Source organism: Limnobacter sp. SAORIC-690, assembly GCF_002954425.1.
GTDB classification, from domain to species: domain Bacteria; phylum Pseudomonadota; class Gammaproteobacteria; order Burkholderiales; family Burkholderiaceae_B; genus Limnobacter; species Limnobacter profundi.
On sequence record NZ_MQVZ01000001.1, the window covers coordinates 91,388 to 110,343 of the forward strand.

General features: G+C 54.7%; 14 protein-coding genes and 1 pseudogene. 5 read left to right on the forward strand and 10 right to left on the reverse strand.

From position 1 onward, the window contains the following. Positions 1–12 precede the first annotated feature (12 nt). The 7 genes from BSZ31_RS00425 to BSZ31_RS00455 all read right to left on the reverse strand — a co-directional run bounded on the left by BSZ31_RS00425 (position 13) and on the right by BSZ31_RS00455 (position 7,495). A complete protein-coding gene (locus BSZ31_RS00425; RefSeq protein WP_240605601.1) occupies positions 13–1,044 on the reverse strand; it encodes an L-threonylcarbamoyladenylate synthase in 1,032 nt (343 codons plus the stop codon). Continuing rightward, positions 1,031–2,206 (reverse strand): 5-(carboxyamino)imidazole ribonucleotide synthase, encoded by a 1,176-nt coding sequence (locus BSZ31_RS00430; RefSeq protein WP_105027054.1) that lies wholly within the window; start codon positions 2,204–2,206, stop codon positions 1,031–1,033. Before BSZ31_RS00430 ends, BSZ31_RS00425 begins: the two co-directional genes overlap by 14 nt. Positions 2,207–2,222: 16 nt before the next feature. Continuing rightward, positions 2,223–2,744 (reverse strand): 5-(carboxyamino)imidazole ribonucleotide mutase, encoded by a 522-nt coding sequence (purE, locus tag BSZ31_RS00435; protein WP_240605602.1) that lies wholly within the window; start codon positions 2,742–2,744, stop codon positions 2,223–2,225. 4 nt (positions 2,745–2,748) lie between these two features. Beyond that, the gene (locus tag BSZ31_RS00440; protein ID WP_105027055.1) at positions 2,749–3,645 is read right to left on the reverse strand and encodes a phosphoribosylaminoimidazolesuccinocarboxamide synthase; all 897 of its coding nucleotides are present in this window, start codon (positions 3,643–3,645) and stop codon (positions 2,749–2,751) included. An 86-nt stretch (positions 3,646–3,731) separates the two neighbouring features. Then, positions 3,732–4,796, reverse strand: coding sequence for a class II fructose-bisphosphate aldolase (gene fba, locus BSZ31_RS00445; RefSeq protein WP_105027056.1), 1,065 nt, complete (start codon positions 4,794–4,796; stop codon positions 3,732–3,734). A gap of 39 nt (positions 4,797–4,835) precedes the next feature. Beyond that, positions 4,836–6,314 (reverse strand): pyruvate kinase, encoded by a 1,479-nt coding sequence (gene pyk / locus BSZ31_RS00450; protein WP_105027057.1) that lies wholly within the window; start codon positions 6,312–6,314, stop codon positions 4,836–4,838. Further along, complete coding sequence (locus BSZ31_RS00455) at positions 6,314–7,495, reverse strand: phosphoglycerate kinase (RefSeq protein ID WP_105027058.1); 1,182 nt, start codon at positions 7,493–7,495, stop codon at positions 6,314–6,316. The genes pyk and BSZ31_RS00455 overlap by 1 nt, the downstream gene beginning before the upstream one ends. Before the next feature lie 89 nt (positions 7,496–7,584). Between BSZ31_RS00455 and BSZ31_RS00460 the strand changes: the two genes are divergently transcribed. Beyond that, the gene (locus BSZ31_RS00460; protein ID WP_168426790.1) at positions 7,585–8,139 is read left to right on the forward strand and encodes a rhomboid family intramembrane serine protease; all 555 of its coding nucleotides are present in this window, start codon (positions 7,585–7,587) and stop codon (positions 8,137–8,139) included. On the opposite strand, the gene BSZ31_RS00465 is transcribed toward BSZ31_RS00460, so the two are convergent. From BSZ31_RS00465 to tkt, 3 genes and pseudogenes are all read right to left on the reverse strand, one after another. Beyond that, complete coding sequence (locus BSZ31_RS00465; RefSeq protein ID WP_105027060.1) at positions 8,093–10,090, reverse strand: S8 family peptidase; 1,998 nt, start codon at positions 10,088–10,090, stop codon at positions 8,093–8,095. The genes BSZ31_RS00460 and BSZ31_RS00465 overlap by 47 nt on opposite strands. Before the next feature lie 260 nt (positions 10,091–10,350). Then, on the reverse strand, positions 10,351–11,361 hold the full coding sequence (gene gap, locus BSZ31_RS00470) for a type I glyceraldehyde-3-phosphate dehydrogenase (RefSeq protein WP_105027061.1): 1,011 nt from the start codon (positions 11,359–11,361) through the stop codon (positions 10,351–10,353). Between the two features lie 53 nt (positions 11,362–11,414). Then, positions 11,415–13,432: pseudogene (gene tkt / locus BSZ31_RS00475) on the reverse strand (transketolase). A 116-nt stretch (positions 13,433–13,548) separates the two neighbouring features. Between tkt and BSZ31_RS00480 the strand changes: the two are divergent. From BSZ31_RS00480 to glyS, 4 genes are all read left to right on the forward strand, one after another. After that, the gene (locus BSZ31_RS00480) at positions 13,549–14,325 is read left to right on the forward strand and encodes a 16S rRNA (uracil(1498)-N(3))-methyltransferase (protein ID WP_105027062.1); all 777 of its coding nucleotides are present in this window, start codon (positions 13,549–13,551) and stop codon (positions 14,323–14,325) included. 18 nt (positions 14,326–14,343) lie between these two features. Beyond that, the gene (locus BSZ31_RS00485) at positions 14,344–15,834 is read left to right on the forward strand and encodes an NAD-dependent succinate-semialdehyde dehydrogenase (protein ID WP_105027063.1); all 1,491 of its coding nucleotides are present in this window, start codon (positions 14,344–14,346) and stop codon (positions 15,832–15,834) included. Between the two features lie 78 nt (positions 15,835–15,912). Further along, on the forward strand, positions 15,913–16,839 hold the full coding sequence (glyQ, locus tag BSZ31_RS00490; RefSeq protein WP_105027064.1) for a glycine--tRNA ligase subunit alpha: 927 nt from the start codon (positions 15,913–15,915) through the stop codon (positions 16,837–16,839). 5 nt (positions 16,840–16,844) lie between these two features. Beyond that, the gene (gene glyS / locus BSZ31_RS00495; protein ID WP_105029685.1) at positions 16,845–18,929 is read left to right on the forward strand and encodes a glycine--tRNA ligase subunit beta; all 2,085 of its coding nucleotides are present in this window, start codon (positions 16,845–16,847) and stop codon (positions 18,927–18,929) included. Positions 18,930–18,956 lie beyond the last annotated feature (27 nt).

Genomic DNA, 18,956 nt, shown 5'->3' on the forward strand with positions numbered 1-18,956 from the left:
CAGGCAGGCAACTCAGGCGGAAGCGCGTTTCAAGCGATCATTGACCGCTTCCCAATCCGGGGTTTGCCCAGGTTTTTCAAATAATACTTGCCTGCAAGCCAATTCGTCAGCCTGACGCAATGTGGCATACAGCGCCTTGGCGACTTCGCCAGGTTTGTCACTCAAGGCTTCAACCAGCACTTCCCCGCACTTTTCTCGCAGCGCGTCAGCCTGCGCCAGGAATTCATCGGTCCAGCCCACACACAAGGTTTTATTCTGCAACTGCAAGGCAGCCAATTCGCTGGCCTGCAGCACCCACACCTTGGCATCAGGGCTGTAGTGTTTTTCAAGCGCACCGGAAACCCGCGGATTGGCGTTTGGAGTTTTGGATACCTCACCGTGACTTTTCACAGCCACGCCCAGCACCGCTTCTATTTGCGCAGCCGTAATGGCACCAGGCCGCAGTATGGCGGGCTGGTCATCCAGCAATGAAACAATGGTCGATTCAATACCTACCTCAGGCACATCGCCATCCAGAATAAACGGAATTCGGTCGCCAAGCTCGGCCAGCACGTGGCTTGCACGTGTGGGGCTGACTTTGCCAAAGCGGTTGGCCGAAGGTGCTGCCACCGGCACCCCAGTGGCTTTTAGCAGTTCAATCGCAACCGGGTGGGAAGGGCAGCGAATCCCCACAGAATTTTGCCTGCCAGTCACTTCAAAAGGCATGCGCTCGCCTTTGGGGACCACCAAAGTGAGCGGGCCAGGCCAGAACGCATTCATCAACTTTTGCATGGTGGGGGTAAGTTCAGCCACCCAGCCTGTTAATTCTGCACCGGGGGCCACGTGGGCAATCAGGGGGTGTTCTGAGGGTCGCCCCTTGGCCTTGAAGATGCCTTCAATGGCGCCCAGCTGAGAAACAGCCGCACCCAGGCCAAACACGGTTTCGGTTGGAAAAGCGACCAACTCGCCGCTCTGAAGCGCCTGAGCGCAGCGCTTTATATTGCTCGCAGTTGGAGCAAGCAATTCAGCGTGCACATGGGGCATGCCGGAATCAGTCGTCGTCATCGCCAATGCCCAAAATGTCGCGCACTTCCTGCGCAACAGCCATGGCACGGTCCAGACTTTCGGCAATCACAGTGATGTGACCCATCTTGCGCCCCACACGTGCCTGCTCTTTGCCATACAGGTGCAGTTTCACTTCAGGAATGGCCAAGACCTTTTCCCAGGCAGGCTCACGTTCAGTACCGTCAGCGGCGTACCACAGGTCGCCCAGCAAATTGACCATCACTGCGGGGCTGTGCTGGCGGGTGTCCCCAAGCGGCAGGCCCGCCAGAATTCGGGCCTGTTGTTCAAATTGGCAGGTAACACAGGCATCAATTGAATAGTGCCCGCTGTTGTGGGGACGCGGTGCAATTTCATTGACCACGAGGCCCAATTCATCCACTACGAAAAACTCGACGCACAGCACCCCCACGTAATCAAGTGCCCCGGCAATTGAAATAGCATTGGCCCGTGCTTGAGCGGCCATGGCTTCATCGATGCGGGCTGGCACAATGGTTGTAGCGAGGATACCTTTGCGATGGTGATTTTCCGCCACAGGAAACGTCGCACATTCACCCTTGTGATCGCGGGCGACAATCACTGACATTTCTTTTTGAAGGTTAAGGCGTTTTTCAAGGACGCAGTCCACCTCATTCAAATCGGCAAAAGCCTTTCGTACCTCGTCCAGCGTTTTCACACGAACTTGACCCTTGCCGTCGTAACCCAAACGGGCCGTTTTCACGATACCCGGCAGCAGGTGCTCAAGATCATCGGTAATGTCGGCCATGCTGCGAATGGCCGCATGCGGTGCAACAGGCACGCCACAACCTGTGATGTAGGCTTTTTCTTCAATGCGGTTTTGCGCCACACCGACCGAGAAAGCAGATGGGCTGACAGGAATGCTTTTGGAAAGCGTATCCAGTGCCAAGGCGGGCACATTTTCAAATTCAGTGGTTACCCCCACGCAGCGCTGGGCCAACTTGGCCAAACCCTGATCGTCCATGTAATCGGCAAGCACTTGGTCGTCAGCGACAGAACCGGCAGGGCCGTTGGCGACGGGGTCTAGCACCAGCACGCGATACCCCATGCTTTGTGCTGCCATGCAGAACATACGGCCCAACTGACCACCACCCAACAGGCCCAGCCACTGGCCAGGTTTGGCTGTTTTGAATTCAATCTTGCTCATGTGTTTGGCTTAAAAATCAACGCAAAGGGGGCAGTTCCATTTCGCGGGCCACATTGGACTGGCTCACACGAAAATCCTGCAATTTCTGATTCAATTCCGTGTCGGTCAAGGCCAAAATGGCGACCGCACCCAAAGCAGCATTGGCCGCACCCGCCTCCCCAATGGCGAAGGTGTGCACCGGAATGCCTTTGGGCATTTGCACAATCGACAACAGGGAATCTTCGCCGCGCAGGTACTTGGAGGGCACTGGCACCCCCATGACCGGCACAATGGTTTTGGCTGCCAACATGCCGGGCAGGTGTGCTGCACCGCCGGCACCGGCAATAATCACCTGGATGCCGCGGGTGGCTGCTGTTTCAGCGTAGGCGAACATTTCATCGGGCATGCGGTGGGCCGAAACCACACGGGCTTCATAGTCCACGCCGAAGTCGCGCAGCACCTGCACGGCATTTTTCATCACTTCCCAGTCGGAAGACGAACCCATGACCACGCCAACTTTGGGATGGTCTGATGTGTGCATGTGTGTGGCGTCTGTCATGTGCTTATCCAATCCAAAGGCGGCCAGTCAAAATTTCATAGGCCTGGCGATATTTACCCGCCGTTTTGTCGATGATGTCTTGTGGCAGTGTAGGCGCTGGTGCTTTTTTGTTCCAGCCTGGAACGCTTTCCAGGTAATCGCGTACGAATTGTTTGTCATACGAAGGTGGGGAAATGCCCACCTGGTACTGGTCTGCCGGCCAAAATCGGGAGGAATCTGCGGTCAATACCTCGTCCATCAAGGTGAGGGCACCGTTTTCGTCGAGACCAAATTCAAATTTGGTGTCCGCAATAATAATGCCCTGGCGGGCTGCGTAATCGCTGGCCTTGGTGTACAAAGCAATCGATACATCGCGAATTTGTTGGGCTAGGTCACGGCCAACAACATCGCTCATGGTGTCGAAATCAATATTTTCGTCGTGTTCACCCATGGCTGCCTTGGTGGCTGGCGTAAAAATAGGCTCGTCCAGCTTGGCAGCCATTTGCATGCCTGGGGGTAATTTGATGCCGCACACCGCACCTGTGGCCTGGTAGTCTTTCCAGCCAGAACCGATCAGGTAACCACGCACCACGGCCTCGATTGGCAAAGCTTTCAGCTTTTTAACCACCATGGAGCGGCCCTTGATCTGGGGTGCTTCTTCAGCCGAAACCACTGTTTCGGGAGCAATGCCGGTGAGGTGATTGGGCACTACGTCAGCCAGAATGTCGAACCAGAACTGAGCCATCTGGGTAAGCACCATGCCTTTTTCGGGAATGGGTTGATCCAGAATGACATCGAATGCAGACAGGCGGTCGCTGGCCACAATCAACATTTTGTCGTCGCCAACAGAGAAATTTTCCCGAACTTTGCCGCGGTGCAGCAAAGGCAGGGAAGTCAGCTTGGTTTCAAACACAGTACTCATTCAAATGGCCTCGTGGGATTCAGGCTTTAAAAATAAAACACGCGGGGCACAGCCCGCGTGAGCTTCAACAGGCTTTTGCTGACCGTTTATTGAACGATTTGCGCGAGTTCGCCTTTGGCGTATTTCTGTGCAATTTCGCTCATGGGGATCGGCTTGATTTTCGCGCCCTGCCCTTCACAACCAAATTCCATGTAACGCTGTTTGCAAATTTGCTTGGCCGCTTCACGCGCGGGTTTCAGCCACTCACGCGCGTCGAATTTGTCGGGGTTCTCGAACAAGAACTTACGCACCGCACCAGTCATGGCCAGACGAATATCGGTATCAATGTTGATTTTGCGCACACCATACTTGATGGCTTCCTGAATTTCCTCCACAGGCACACCGTAGGTTTCTTTCATCTTGCCGCCGTACTGGTTGATGATGGCCAGCAATTCTGCGGGTACCGACGATGAACCGTGCATCACCAAGTGGGTATTTGGAATACGGGCATGAATTTCCTTCACGCGTGAAATGGCAAGAATATCGCCAGTGGGCTTGCGGCTGAACTTGTAGGCACCATGACTAGTACCAATGGCGATGGCCAAAGCGTCCAGTTGTGTGCCCTTGACAAACACGGCGGCCTCTTCGGGATCGGTCAGCATTTGGCTGTGATCCAGTTTACCCTCGGCGCCAATGCCATCTTCCTCGCCCGCTTCACCTGTTTCCAGGTTACCCAGGCAACCCAGTTCACCTTCCACTGTCACACCCACCTTGTGCGCCATGTCCACCACTTTGCGGGTCACTTCAAGGTTGTAGTCGAATGAAGCCGGTGTTTTGCCGTCTTCCATCAAAGAGCCGTCCATCATGACCGAGCCAAAGCCCAGGTCGATGGCGCCCTGGCAAACCTTGGGGCTTGTGCCATGGTCTTGATGCATAACCAAAGGAATGTGCGGAAATGCTTCCACAGCCGCCTGAATCAGGTGCTTGATGAATGGCTCGCCGGCGTACTTGCGGGCACCCGCACTGGCTTGAAGAATAACAGGCGCACCCACCTCGTCGGCAGCGGCCATAACAGCCTGAACCTGTTCCAGGTTGTTCACATTGAAGGCGGGGATGCCATAGCCGTTTTCGGCGGCATGGTCCAGCAGTTGGCGCATGGATACGAGAGGCATTTCAAAGTCTCCGAAAAATAAAATTAGTCAAATAACTGGTTAATTCAGCAAGCCAATGTGTTCGCCTACGCGAACAATTTTCATGGTGTTGGTTCCGCCCGATTTACCAATTGGCTCACCAATGGTGATTACAATCAGATCACCCAACTCAACCACTTTGGCATCCAGCAAAGCCTGCTCTGATTTCGCCAGCAACACCTCACGGTCCTCAGTTTCGTACTGCATCATGACAGTGCGCACATCGCGGTACATCGACAGGCGACGGCGGGTTTTCTCCTCGGGCGTCAGCGCGAAAATCGGCACGCCACTGTTTAAACGCGACATCCACAATGCTGTTGAACCGGACTGAGTCAGTGCAGCAATCGCCTTCACTTCAAGGTGGTGTGCAGTGAACAAAGCCGCCATTGCAATGGACTGGTCCACTCGCTTGAACTTGCGATTCAGGAAATCGGTGTCCAAGCTGATGGTGGCTGACTTTTCTGCTTCAACACACACGCGGGCCATGGCCACAATTGTTTCTACTGGGAACTTGCCCGCAGCGGTTTCGGCTGACAACATCACGGCGTCTGTGCCATCGAGCACTGCATTGGCTACATCGGACACTTCAGCGCGGGTGGGCACGGGGCTTTCAATCATGCTTTCCATCATCTGGGTAGCAGTAATGGTCAGCTTGTTGGCTTCCCGGGCGGCGCGAATAAGGCGCTTTTGGGCTGCAGGTACAGCGGCATCACCAATTTCAACTGCCAAATCACCGCGTGCCACCATCAAACCGTCGCAAGAACGGATTAAATCATCCAGATTCTCAAGTGCCTCGCAACGTTCAATCTTGGCAATCATCATGGCGTGGCCACCTGCCGCGCGAGTCAGTTCGCGCGCCATGTACATATCCGCACCGCTTTTGGGAAAGCTGACCGCAATATAGTCAGCCTCGAAAGCCACTGCAGTGCGGATGTCTTCCATGTCTTTCGACGTGAGGGCAGGCGCGGACAAACCACCGCCCAATTTGTTAATGCCCTTGCGATTCTTGAGCACACCACCCACTTCAGTTTCACAGTGAATTTGACTGGGGGTTACTTTTTTGACTTTCAGTACAATCTTGCCGTCATCCAGCAACAGGGTATCGCCTGTTTTGACATCATTCACCAGCTCGGGATAGTCCAACCCAACCCGCTCGTCGTCGCCTGAGTCGCACTTGGCTTCCAGCACAAAGGGCTGACCGTTAACGAGGTTGGTGGAGCCATTGGCAAACACACCAATTCGAATTTTGGGCCCTTGTAAATCGGCCATCACAGCAATGTCGCGCTTCAAACGGGCCGCAATTTCACGCACGGTTTTGACCCGATCAATATGCTCCTGGGCAGTGCCGTGCGAGAAGTTGACCCGCACCACATTCATGCCCGCTGCGATCATTCGCTCAAGAACTGCGGGATCGGTAGATGCCGGCCCCAAAGTGGCCACTATTTTGGTTTGACGGGGTACATACACGTTGGGCACCAATTTGCTCCCTGAGTTAGACATTAAGCCGCTCTCTGTTGAAGAATTTCTACGGCCGGCAGGGTTTTACCCTCCAGAAACTCAAGAAATGCGCCGCCACCGGTTGAAATATAACTGACCTGATCACCAATGTTGTACTTTGAAATAGCCGCCAAGGTGTCGCCACCGCCCGCAATCGAAAAAGCCTTGGAATTTGCAATTGCCATGGCCAGGCGCTCGGTGCCTTTGCCAAACTGATCGAACTCAAACACTCCCACGGGGCCGTTCCACACAATGGTGCCGGCTTTGTCCAGAATGGCAGCCAATTCGTCGGCTGTGTTGGGGCCGATGTCGAAAATCATGTCATCAGCGGCCACATCGGCCACTTTCTTGCTGGTGGCATACGCTGTCGGGGAAAATTCTTTGCCCACCACCACATCGCTCGGAATTGGCACAGCAGCGCCTCGGGCTTTCATGTTGTCGATGATGGTTTTGGCCTCGCCCACCAAGTCGTGCTCGGCAAGCGACTTGCCGATTGGCAAGCCCAGCGCAGCCATGAATGTATTGGCGATACCGCCACCCACAATCAACTGGTCCACTTTGTCGGCCAGACTATTCAAAATTGTCAGTTTGGTCGACACCTTAGAACCCGCCACAATCGCCACCATTGGGCGCTTGGGAGCGGAAAGCGCTGCACCCAAGGCATCAAGTTCAGCAGCCAGCAAAGGGCCTGCACACGCCACTGGCGCATATTGTGCCGCGCCGTGAGTAGTGGCCTCTGCACGATGGGCCGTGCCGAAGGCGTCATTGACATAAACATCGCAAAGCGCGGCAATTTTTTGTGCCAGTTCGGGGTTGTTCTTTTTTTCGCCTTTGTTGAACCGGCAGTTTTCCAGCAGCAACACTTCACCAGCCTTCACGTCTACACCATTCACCCAGTCTTTCACCAAGCGAACAGGGCGGCCCAACAATTCACCCAGACGCGCGGCCACTGGGGCCAAACTCAACCTCTCATCGTACTCACCCTCGGTGGGTCGGCCAAAGTGGCTGGTCAGCAGCAAGGCTGCGTTGTTGTTCAAGCAGTATTCAATGCCGGGCAAAGAGGCGCGAATGCGGGTGTCTTCCGTGATGTTGCCATTTGCATCCACTGGCACGTTAAAATCGACGCGGATCAACACGCGTTTGTTGGATACGTTTTGGTCGGTCAGGCGCAGGAAACGCAACATTGCTTTTCAACTCTCAAGGAAGGTTATTGGAAACAATCCGGAATTATAACGCCCCCAGCCCGCTTTTCCTCGGGGTTGCCTACTCCTTTGTGATTGGAATATTGGCAATTGCAGGGCAAGTTTTTGCGCCCGACTTCGCCCGGCAAGGGCTTGATTTAATTGACTCATTCTTCATTTACATCCTGATAGCGCAGTTTACCCACCTAGGCTGGGTTCACCTGGGCCTGAACCTGGGCGGCTTGGCGATTGTGGCCTGGGGATTTTCAAACCAGCGAAGCCAACGCGAATGGCTGTGGGTACAGTTGCTTTCACTGGTGTGGCTTGCGTTTTACTTGAGCTGGATTGAGCCTGTTCAATGGTATTGCGGATTGAGCGGCGCCCTGCATTTTCAGTTCACTGCCTGTCTGCTGCTCGCGCTGCACCGAACCCCAAGCAAACCTGCTCTGGGCTGGCCTTTGTGGGTTCTTGCCGCGGGGCTGATTGCAAAGCTGATACTTGAATGGAATTCTGGCCACACCACCGATGCTTTGGTGGGCGGCCCGATTGCATTTGAGGCACACAGGGGGGGTGCCTTGGGTGGTCTTTTATTCGGACTGGCTATAATTTCCCGGTCATGGTGGCTGAAGCAAAACCCGACTTTCTGAATAACCCAATCAGCAGGGTGAGCATCAGCAAACCAGGCAATGTGATGGCACCGCCGCCGCCACCGCCACCGCCGCCACCTGCGGAAACTGCGGAGCTGGAGCCCGAACCGTTGTCAGTTGTGGGTGTGGTAGTGCCACCTGAACTGGCACTGGCCACCGATGAGGGTGAACTGCCATCATCCCCGCTGGCCACCACACGCAAGGCTGTGAAGCTGCTGTGTGCTTCGCCAACCGAGTCGGTCACGGTGAGTTGAAACACCAAGTCGGAGCTTGAAGTCGGGGCTGGCAAGTCAACATCAGCAGTGGTTTGTGTGCCGGTCATCAGCTGCTCACCCGACACCTGCGTCCAGGCATAAGAAGCGATGCTACGCCCTGCCGCAACGCTGCTGGCAGACCCACGCAAGCGAACAGGATGCAAGCCGGTGGCACTCTCCTGATATCCGCTCGTGCCCAAGCCATTGGCTGATGCAGATGCATTGGCCACTGGGCGTGTTCCTTTCGCCGCAGACACTGCCGCAAAAGCATCGAGCATGCCCGCGCCACACACAGCAGTGGTGCAATTGCAACTGCCTGAACCCTGGTTGGCCGTGCAGGTGCTGCTTCTGGGACTTAGAAAACCCGACGTGTTGCTCAAGATTTGGCTACGCAATTGGGCTGGCGTCAGTGCTGGATTTATGGCGCGCATCAACCCAGCCGTGGCTGCCACCAAAGGTGCAGCGAAAGAGGTACCGGTTTTGCTGACCAAACTGGCCGATGCAGGCGTGGTAGTACCCGAATTGCCCAAGCCCACCAAACCATTGCTGAAACCGCCAGGTGCCATCAAGCTGACTGCACTGCCGATTGCGCTGTAACTGGCGCGGCTGCCATCGCGGTCTAAAGCCCCCACTGAAAGAACATTGTTGCAATTGGCCGGCGAATCGACCGAGCCACCGCTGTTTCCAGCTGCGGCCACCACCAAAGTACCCGCTGCATTCACTCGATCCACCACTGTTTGCTCAAATGAGCTGCATGTAGTGGGACTTCCCAAACTCAGATTGATCACATCGGCCGGGTTAGGGTTGCGAGGAATGCCCGGAACATCAAGGCCAGCTGACCACAGCATCGCATCGAGTACATCCGACAGCAGGCCGCCGCATTTGCCAAGCACGCGGACCGGCAACACCTTCACATTCCAGTCGGCGCCAGCCACATCTGAATCGCTGTGGGTATTGGCCGCGATTTGACCGGCAACAAAAGTGCCATGCCAGCTTGAATTCTTGACACTACAGCCAGAGAAAGCCTGAGTTTGCGCGTCAGCACTGCTGATCCAGTTACCAGGGTCTGCTGCATTGGCATCGCGGCCGTTGCCATCATTGGCTGTGGGTACGTCCGAGACAAAGTCAAAACCGCTGAGCAATCGACCCATCAAATCGGGAGTTTCAAAAACCACACCTGTGTCCAACACAGCCACGACCACATCGGCGCTCCCGCGAACCACATCCCAAGCCTGATCAAACTTTGCGCCTGCGGTGTTGAATGTAGAACGCAAGGCCCACTGATTGGCAAAGGTTGGGTCGTTGGGTGTTGCAAATGCACGCACAGGCCGGTCTTCAATTGCAAACTCCACCTCGGGGTCACTGGCCAGGCGGTTCAGCATGGATTGCTGATCACCGGTACGCACGCTGCTACCCCAACGCATCACATGTGTACCCACCGAACCTGCGCGCAACCAGGTGGCATCCACATTGTTTCTCGCCATCACATCGGCAAGAAATTCACCTTCTTTTTCCAGGCGGCGCAGGGACGGCGCACTGCTTAGCTCAACCGAGTTCTTCAATTTGACAATGAATTGAGCACCACCGCTTTGCGCATGAGCAGGCGCAACCAAGAGAATCCACAGCATCAGCAAAACGCTGGTGATCAGCACACGCAGGGGTGTCAGTTTTTGCTTTTTGGGACGGAAGGTCAACATGGCAGTACTCGCTTATCACAATGGGTTCAGGTTACCCAGCGAGGTGCGCAATCAATTTGTTGAATAGAAAGCAGAACGGAGCCTACTTCTCAGCCACCTCGCCAAAGCCCGACGAATACCGCTTTAACGGCATGAAACAAGGCTTTGCGCATGACCAATAGGGGTAGGGAGACCCACAAAAGGGGGAGGTTTTTTGAGGAATACGATGACGTAAAAAACCGGGCACAAGGCCCGGTTTTTGATGGCACGGACTTGGGAAATTACTTCGCGTTCATCAGTGCAACTGTGGTATCCAACATGCGATTGGAGAAACCCCACTCGTTGTCGTACCAGCTGGACACCTTCACCAGCTTACCGCTTACTTTGGTCAAAGTGGCATCAAACGCGCTTGAAGCCGGGTTGTGATTGAAGTCGATCGACACCAAAGGCGCCTCGTTGTATTCCAACACACCCTTTAATGGGCCTTCGGCGGCAGCTTTCAGGATACTGTTTACCTCGTCCACGGTGGTGTCGCGCTTGGCAATGAACGACAAATCAACCATGGACACGTTGATGGTGGGCACGCGCACAGCGTAACCATCCAGTTTGCCGTTCAGTTCTGGCAACACCAATCCAACCGCAGCAGCCGCACCTGTTTTGGTGGGGATCATGCTCATGGTGGCAGAACGGGCACGGCGCAGGTCTTCGTGGTACACATCGGTCAACACCTGGTCATTGGTGTAGGCGTGAATGGTGGTCATCAGGCCGGTTTCCAGACCAATCGCATCATTCAAGGGCTTGACCAGCGGGGCCAGGCAGTTGGTGGTACAAGACGCGTTAGAGATCACTGTGTCAGTGCTTTTCAGTACGCTGTGGTTCACACCAAATACAACTGTGGCATCCACGTCTTTACCGCCGGGGGCGGAGATAATCACTTTCTTGGCACCGCCTTTCAGGTGGGCAGATGCCTTTTCCTTGGAGGTGAAAAAGCCTGTACATTCCATCACCACATCCACACCCAACTCGCCCCATGGCAGTTCAGCCGGGTTGCGGTTGGCCAGAACCTTGATTTTGTCGCCATTGACAACCATGTAATCGCCATCGACAGTCACTGTGCCGGGGAAACGGCCGTGCGCAGTGTCGTACTGAGTCAGGTGAGCGTTGGTTTTGGGATCGCCCAAATCATTGATCGCCACGATTTGAATGTCGTGTTTTTTGCCACCTTCATAGTGGGCACGCAATACGTTTCGGCCGATGCGGCCATAGCCGTTGATCGCTACGCGAATGGTCATGACAAATCTCCTTGAAAGTAAATCAAATATTCGGTTTCTTAAGCCAATGCCTGTTATTGAGCCAAAGCCAAAGCGGCCTCCGTAAACTTCTCGGTGGTTAGCCCAAAGTGCTTGAACAGAGCGCCAGCAGGTGCAGATTCACCAAAGGTGCTCATACCCAGCACGGTGCCTTTCACACCAGCCTGTGCAATGTACTTGTACCAGCCATCGGTCATGCCAGCTTCAATCACGGCAATCGGCGCCGTGCCCAATACCTCAGCCCTGTACGCTGCGGTTTGGCGATCGAACACGCTGGTTGAGGGCATGGACACCACACGCGCTGCCACACCTTTTTCGGCCAAAGCCTTCTGCGTGTTCATGGCAATTTCAATCTCGGAGCCCGTGGCAATCAAGGTGACCTTGGCATTGGCGACATCGGACAACACGTAGCCACCTTTGGCAATTGAGTTCAAAACGGGTTCAGCGCGTGCCAGGAAAGGCAGGTTTTGACGGCTGAACAACAAGCTGCTCGGACCGTCTTTACGCATCACCGCGCTGTTCCAGGCAGCCATCGATTCCACTGAATCAGCAGGGCGCCAAACGTCCATATTGGGTAGCAAGCGCAGGGTGGCGGCATGCTCAACAGGCTGGTGGGTGGGGCCGTCTTCACCCAGGCCGATTGAGTCGTGGGTGAACACAAAAATATTGCGCTTTTTCATCAACGCAGCCATGCGCAATGCATTGCGGCTGTAGTCAGAGAAAGTCAGGAAGGTGGCACCGAAAGGAATATAGCCACCGTGCAGAGCCACACCATTCAAAGCGGCGCTCATGCCGAACTCGCGCACGCCCCAGTTAATGTGATTACCTGCAGTAAAGCCGTCTTTGTTGCGGCGCACTGCCACACACTTGGGCCAGTTGGTCAAATTCGAACCCGTCAGGTCAGCAGAGCCGCCCAGCAATTCAGGCAATTCAGCTGCCAATAGGGTAATCGCGTTTTGGCTCGCTTTGCGGGTAGCAATGGTTTCGCCTTTGGCAGCCACTTCGGCCAGCAAACGGGCGGCAGTCTGTTCAAACTGGGCAGGCAAATCGCCCGCCATGCGACGCTTGAACTCCGCAGCCTTGGCCGGGAATTTGGCAGTGTAGGCGTCAAACAGCTTGTCCCAAGCCGACTGGCGAGCAGCGCCCTCAACCTGCGCATCCCAGGCATTGTAAACCTCAGCAGGAATCTCGAAGGGCGCATGTTCCCAGCCAATCGCGGCGCGGGTTGCGGCAATTTCAGCATCGCCCAGCGGTGCGCCGTGTACTTTGTCGGTACCAGCCAGGTTGGGCGAGCCTTCGCCAATATTGGTTTTGCAGCAAATCAGGGTTGGGCCCTTGTCCAGCGCAGCATTTTGCTTGGCCTGCGCAATGGCTGCATCCACAGCGTCTACATCATGGCCGTTCACACTCGGAATCACATTCCAGCCGTAGGCCTCAAAACGCTTGGGCGTGTTGTCGGCAAACCAGTGCTCCACTTCACCGTCGATTGAAATGCCATTGTCGTCGTACATCACGATGAGCTTGGACAAGCCCAAAGTACCCGCCAGGGAACAGGCCTCGTGGGAAATGCCTTCCATCAGGCAACCGTCACCCAAAAAAACATACGTGTTGTGATCAACAATCGGGAAACCCGCTTCATTGAACTCGGCTGCCAACAGCTTTTCTGCCAAAGCCAAGCCCACTGCATTCGCAATGCCCTGCCCCAAAGGACCGGTGGTGGTCTCAACTCCGGGGGTGATGTCCACCTCGGGATGGCCTGGTGTTTTAGAATGCAGCTGACGGAAATTTTTCAGTTCCTCAATCGGCAAGTCGTAGCCGGTCAGGTGCAGCAGCGCGTAAATCAGCATGGAACCGTGACCGTTGGACAACACGAAGCGATCACGATCAACCCACAAGGGGTTTTGCGGATTGTGCTTCAGGTGGCGGGCCCACAAGGCCACTGCGATTTCGGCCATGCCCATTGGCATGCGGGGTGCCCGGATTTGGCGGCTTGAACTGCATCCATGGCGAGCGCGCGAATCGCGTTGGCCATGTTCTTTGACGAAGAGGACATAGGTATGGGGATTGAGGGTTATGCCTGTGGCAAAGTTGGAAAAAAATGAATTTTATCAAAGCTATCCCAATAAAGCGCCCCCCCGCGGACAAACCATTGAATAAAGACAGGGAAACATGAAACACGACAAAGGCAAGCGCTTACCACGCTTCCTGCTAGAACACTGCAACAGCGCGGGCCAAGTGCTTGATCTGTCGGACGACTTGATGCATTACGCCTCAAGGGTTTTGCGCCTGCGTGAAGGCGAGGCAGTGCGCGTCTGGAATGGCAAAGGCTGTGAGTACCACGCCACAATCCACTATGCATCGAAAAAACTGGCGCAAATTCACGTCAGCGACCAACTGGCCATGCGAAACACCGAGCTGAATAGACCCTTGCATGTGCTACAGGCATTGCCAGAAGGCGACAAAATGGATTGGGTGCTTGAAAAATGCACAGAATTGGGCGTAGCCGGCTTTCACCCGGTTCAGGCCCAGCGCAGCGTGGTTAAACTGGAAGGTGAACGGGCTGCCAAGCGGCAAGCCCATTGGGAACGCGTGGTGTTGGCGGCGAGCTTGCAAAGCGAACGGGAACAACTGGCCATGGTTGAACCAGTCAGGTCTGTTTTTGATGCACTTGAATATGTGGCACAAACCTGGCCCAGCGCGCATGTACTTTGGTTTACACCTCAAGCCGAACGGGGATTGCGAAATTGGACTCCCCAGGCAAACGCGGAGGAACCTTTGGTCATTTGCGTGGGTCCGGAAGGTGGTTGGTCACCCGAAGAAACTGACACCGCCACGCAACTGGGTGCCCTGCCCCTGAATTTTTCGCGACGTGTTTTGCGAACCGAAACATTCGCAGTGGCTTGCACAGCGCAGCTGACAGCCCTGCTAAACCTTGAAGCACATTGAACAACAAGAGAGACAGACATGAGCAGTACCCAAAGCCAAACAATGAACAACAAATTTGAATTCAAAAACCCCAGCCTTTTGCAAACAAACCCATTTGTATACGGCAGTTTTCATGAATGTGAAGTTGATTTTCCAGTAGACAACCCCTCCACAGGCGAGACCATTGCGCAAGTTGGTAACACCTCAATCGCATTGGCCCATGACGCCATTCTGTGTGCTGAAAAAGCACTGGCCAGCTGGCGCAATACCACCGCCAAGAGCCGGGCGCAAATGCTGCGCAAGTGGTTTGACCTCATCATCGACAACGCCGACGACCTCGCATTTCTGATGACCCTGGAACAGGGCAAACCCCTGGCCGAAGCCAAAGGCGAAGTCATTTATGGCGCAAGCTTTGTGGAATGGTTTGCCGAGCAGGCCAAGCGGATTGAAGGCAGCGTGCTGGAATCACCCCAACTGGGTCGCGAACTGCTGGTGTTGAAACAGGGTATCGGCGTGTGCGCAGCCATTACGCCATGGAATTTTCCGATCGCCATGATTACCCGCAAGGTGGCGCCTGCATTGGCTGCTGGCTGTACAGTGGTCATCAAACCTGCCGAACAAACCCCGCTTAGTGCATTGGCATTGGCTGAATTGTCACGCCAGGCAGGCATTCCGGCTGGCGTGCTGAACGTGATCACCGGCGACGCTAACCGCTCCATCGAGATTGGCAAAGTGTTGTGCGAAAGCGAGATCGTACGCAAACTCACCTTCACAGGCAGCACGGAAGTAGGCCGCATACTGATGCAGCAATGTGCCCCTACCATCAAGAAACTGAGCCTTGAACTGGGCGGCCATGCGCCTTTCATCGTGTTTGAAGACGCCGACCTGGACAAAGCCGCCGATGGTTTGATTGCGTCGAAATTCAGAAATGCCGGCCAAACCTGCGTGTGCACCAACCGAATTTACGTACATCGCAGCGTACAACAGGCTTTTGCTGAAAAATTGCAAGCCAGGATCGCCAAACTTGAAGTAGGCGACGGCCTGAAAACAAAAGCCAGCATTGGCCCCATGATTGATGACAACGCTGTTGCCAAAGTTCAAAAACATGTGGACGACGCACTGGCGAAGGGCGCGAAACTGCTGTATGGCGGCAAACCCCACACCCTGGGTGGCCGTTTTTTCCAACCCACCCTGATCGACAACGCCGACCACCGAATGCTGGTGGCACAAGAGGAAACCTTTGGCCCGCTGGCTGCCATTTTCCCGTTTGATACCGAGGAACAAGCCATCAACTACGCCAACAACACCCCATTTGGCCTGGCCGCGTACTTTTACACAGAGAACTCGGCTCGCACGTTCCGGGTGGGTCGTGCACTGGAATACGGCATGGTTGGCATCAATGTGGGCGTATTTTCCAATGAGGTAGGCCCATTCGGCGGCGTGAAGCAGTCTGGTCTGGGGCGGGAAGGCTCGGCATGGGGCATCGAAGAGTTCCTGGAAATGAAGTACCTGTGCATTGGCACGCTCTAAGTTCGAAAGCCCCGGCCAACCATTACAATACGGGGCAATTGGAATACAAACACAGCATTACGAAGGACACTGGCGCACATGCAAAAGAAACCGCTGACGTTTCAACAGGCCATTTTGACCCTGCAAAATTACTGGGACCAACAAGGTTGCGCCTTGCTGCAACCCTTTGACATGGAAGTGGGCGCAGGTACAAGCCACACCGCCACGTTTTTGCGCGCCTTGGGACCAGAGCCCTGGAACGCGGCTTACGTGCAGCCATCGCGCCGCCCAAAGGACGGCCGCTACGGCGAGAACCCCAACCGCATGCAACATTACTACCAGTTTCAGGTGGTGCTAAAGCCTTCTCCGGAAAACATCATTGACCTTTACTTGGGCAGTCTGGAGGCTTTGGGCATCGACACCAAGCAAAACGACATTCGCTTCGTCGAAGACAACTGGGAAAACCCAACATTGGGTGCCTGGGGCTTGGGCTGGGAAGTATGGCTCAATGGTATGGAAGTGACCCAGTTCACTTATTTCCAACAAGTGGGGGGGCTGGACTGTTCACCAATTCTGGGCGAGATCACCTACGGCATAGAACGTCTGACCATGTACTTGCAAGGCAAGGAAAACGTGTACGACCTGGTGTGGACCGAGCGCGAAGAAAAAGGCGTGAAGAAAGTGCTGACCTATGGCGATGTGTTTCATCAAAACGAAGTGGAGCAGTCCACGTACAACTTCGAGCACAGCAATGCCGATATGTTGTTCCGTCATTTCGGCGAGTATGAAGCCGAAGCCAAACACCTGATCGAAGTGGGCTTGGCGCTTCCGGCCTATGAAATGATTTTGAAAGCTGCACACACCTTCAACCTGCTGGATGCGCGTGGCGCCATTTCCGTGACTGAGCGCGCAGCCTACATTGGCCGCATCCGCAATTTGTCTCGTGCCGTGGCGCAAGCCTACTTTGACTCCCGCGAAAAGCTGGGCTTCCCCATGTGCAACACCCCCAATACACAAGCGGCCTGATATCCATGAATTCAACATTACTGGTTGAGCTATTTACTGAAGAGCTCCCACCCAAAGCATTGCAAACACTGGGCACAGCATTTGCAGAACTTCTAAGCAAAACGCTGCGCGATGAAGGCCATTTGACCGACAACAGCGCCGTGGAAGGCTTTGCAAGCCCCCGCCGTTTGGCATGCCGCATCACCAACGTGGCTGCTGTAAGCCCTGAGAAGAAAATTCAGGAACGCCTGCTGCCCGTGAAAATTGGTTTGGATGCCAATGGTCAACCCACCCCACCCTTACAGAAAAAACTGGATTCACTGGGACTGGGCACGATCGGCCTGGATCAACTGGAAACCATTAGCGATGGCAAACAGGATGTGTTGCACATTTCGCGCATCCAGGCTGGCAAAGCGCTTGAAGAGTCGCTGAACAAGGCGCTTGAAGTGGCCACCACCAAACTGCCCATTCCGAAAGTAATGAGCTACCAACGCCCCGATGGCAGCACCGTGCATTTCGTACGCCCGGCACACCGCCTTGTTTGCCTGCATGGCGACAAAGTGGTGCCTGCGCAAGTATTGGGACTCGAAAGTGACCGAATTACCTTGGGGCACCGCTTCTTGAGCCAGGGCGTGCTGAACATTGCCAGTGCAGACAGCTACGAAGCCCAACTTGAAACCGAAGGCAAAGTGATTGCCAGTTTCGGGAAACGCAAAGCAGCCATTGTAAAAGCCTTGGCAGAGCAAGCTGCTGGCGACAAAGTGGTGCAACCCGACGAGTTGATTGACGAAGTGTGCGCACTGGTTGAATGGCCTGTTGTGTACGAGGCCGGTTTCGAGAAAGAATTTCTGGAAGTGCCACAGGAATGCCTGATTTTAACCATGCAGGCCAACCAGAAATACTTTGCGATCACAGACCAAAATGGCAAGATGAAAAACCGCTTCTTGCTGGTTTCAAACCTGTTGACACCCACACCCGAACTGATCACAACCGGCAATGAACGCGTGCTGCGTGCGCGCCTTGCTGATGCCAAATTCTTCTTCGATCAAGACCGCAAAAAAACATTGGAAAGCCGCCTGCCTGGCCTGGCCAATGTGGTGTACCACAATAAACTGGGCACCCAGAAAGACCGCAATGGTCGTTTGGTTGAACTGGCTGCGGCCCTGGCGCCCGTGTGTGGTGCCGATGTTGAACAGGCCAAACGTGCAGCCCTGCTTTGCAAGGCCGACTTGCTCACTGACATGGTGGGTGAATTTCCCGAACTGCAAGGCAATATGGGTGAGCACTACGCCCGCCACGATGGCGAACACCCCGATGTGGCGCAAGCCATTGCCGACCACTACAGCCCCCGTTTTGCGGGCGACCAGTTGCCACGCAATCCCGTGGGTGTTGCAACCGCGCTGGCTGACAAGCTTGAAACCATGGTGGGTATTTACAGCATTGGTTTGATTCCCACTGGCGACAAGGATCCCTTCGCTTTGCGCCGCCACGCCTTGGGCGTGATTCGCATGGTGATCGAAAAAAACCTGAAACTGGATTTGATCGATGCCTTGAACAAAGCCAGCAAATTGTTTGTCGCCTATCCAGATTTCAAGCACAGCGTGGAAGGAATCGGTGGTTTTATTCAAGACCGCCTGCGTGGTTACCTGAAAGACCAAGGCTATTCCACCGCTGAAGTTGAATCGGTTCTCAGCCAAAACCCAAGCCAGTTCGCCGACCTGCCCAAGCGCCTTGAAGCAGTGCGCGCATTCTCGCAGTTGCCTGAATCGCAAGCCCTTGCTGCGGCCAACAAACGCATTACCAATATTCTGAAGAAAACCGAAGTGGGCTCTGCTGAGGTGGATACAAGCCTGTTGCAGGTAGACGCTGAAAAAGCACTGGCTACGCAGGTGAAAGAGGTGGAGCCACACGCCACGCGGGCATTCGAACAGGGTGATTACCAGCAAGCCTTGCTGGTTTTGGCTCCATTGAAAGCCAATGTAGACGCCTTCTTTGAAAACGTGATGGTCATGGACAACAACGAAGCGCTGAAAAACAATCGCCTTGCTTTGTTGAAACACATGCATGGTTTGATGAACCGTGTGGCCGACATTTCGCAACTGGCCGCTTAAAGCCAGAACACAACGCAAGGACAGTCC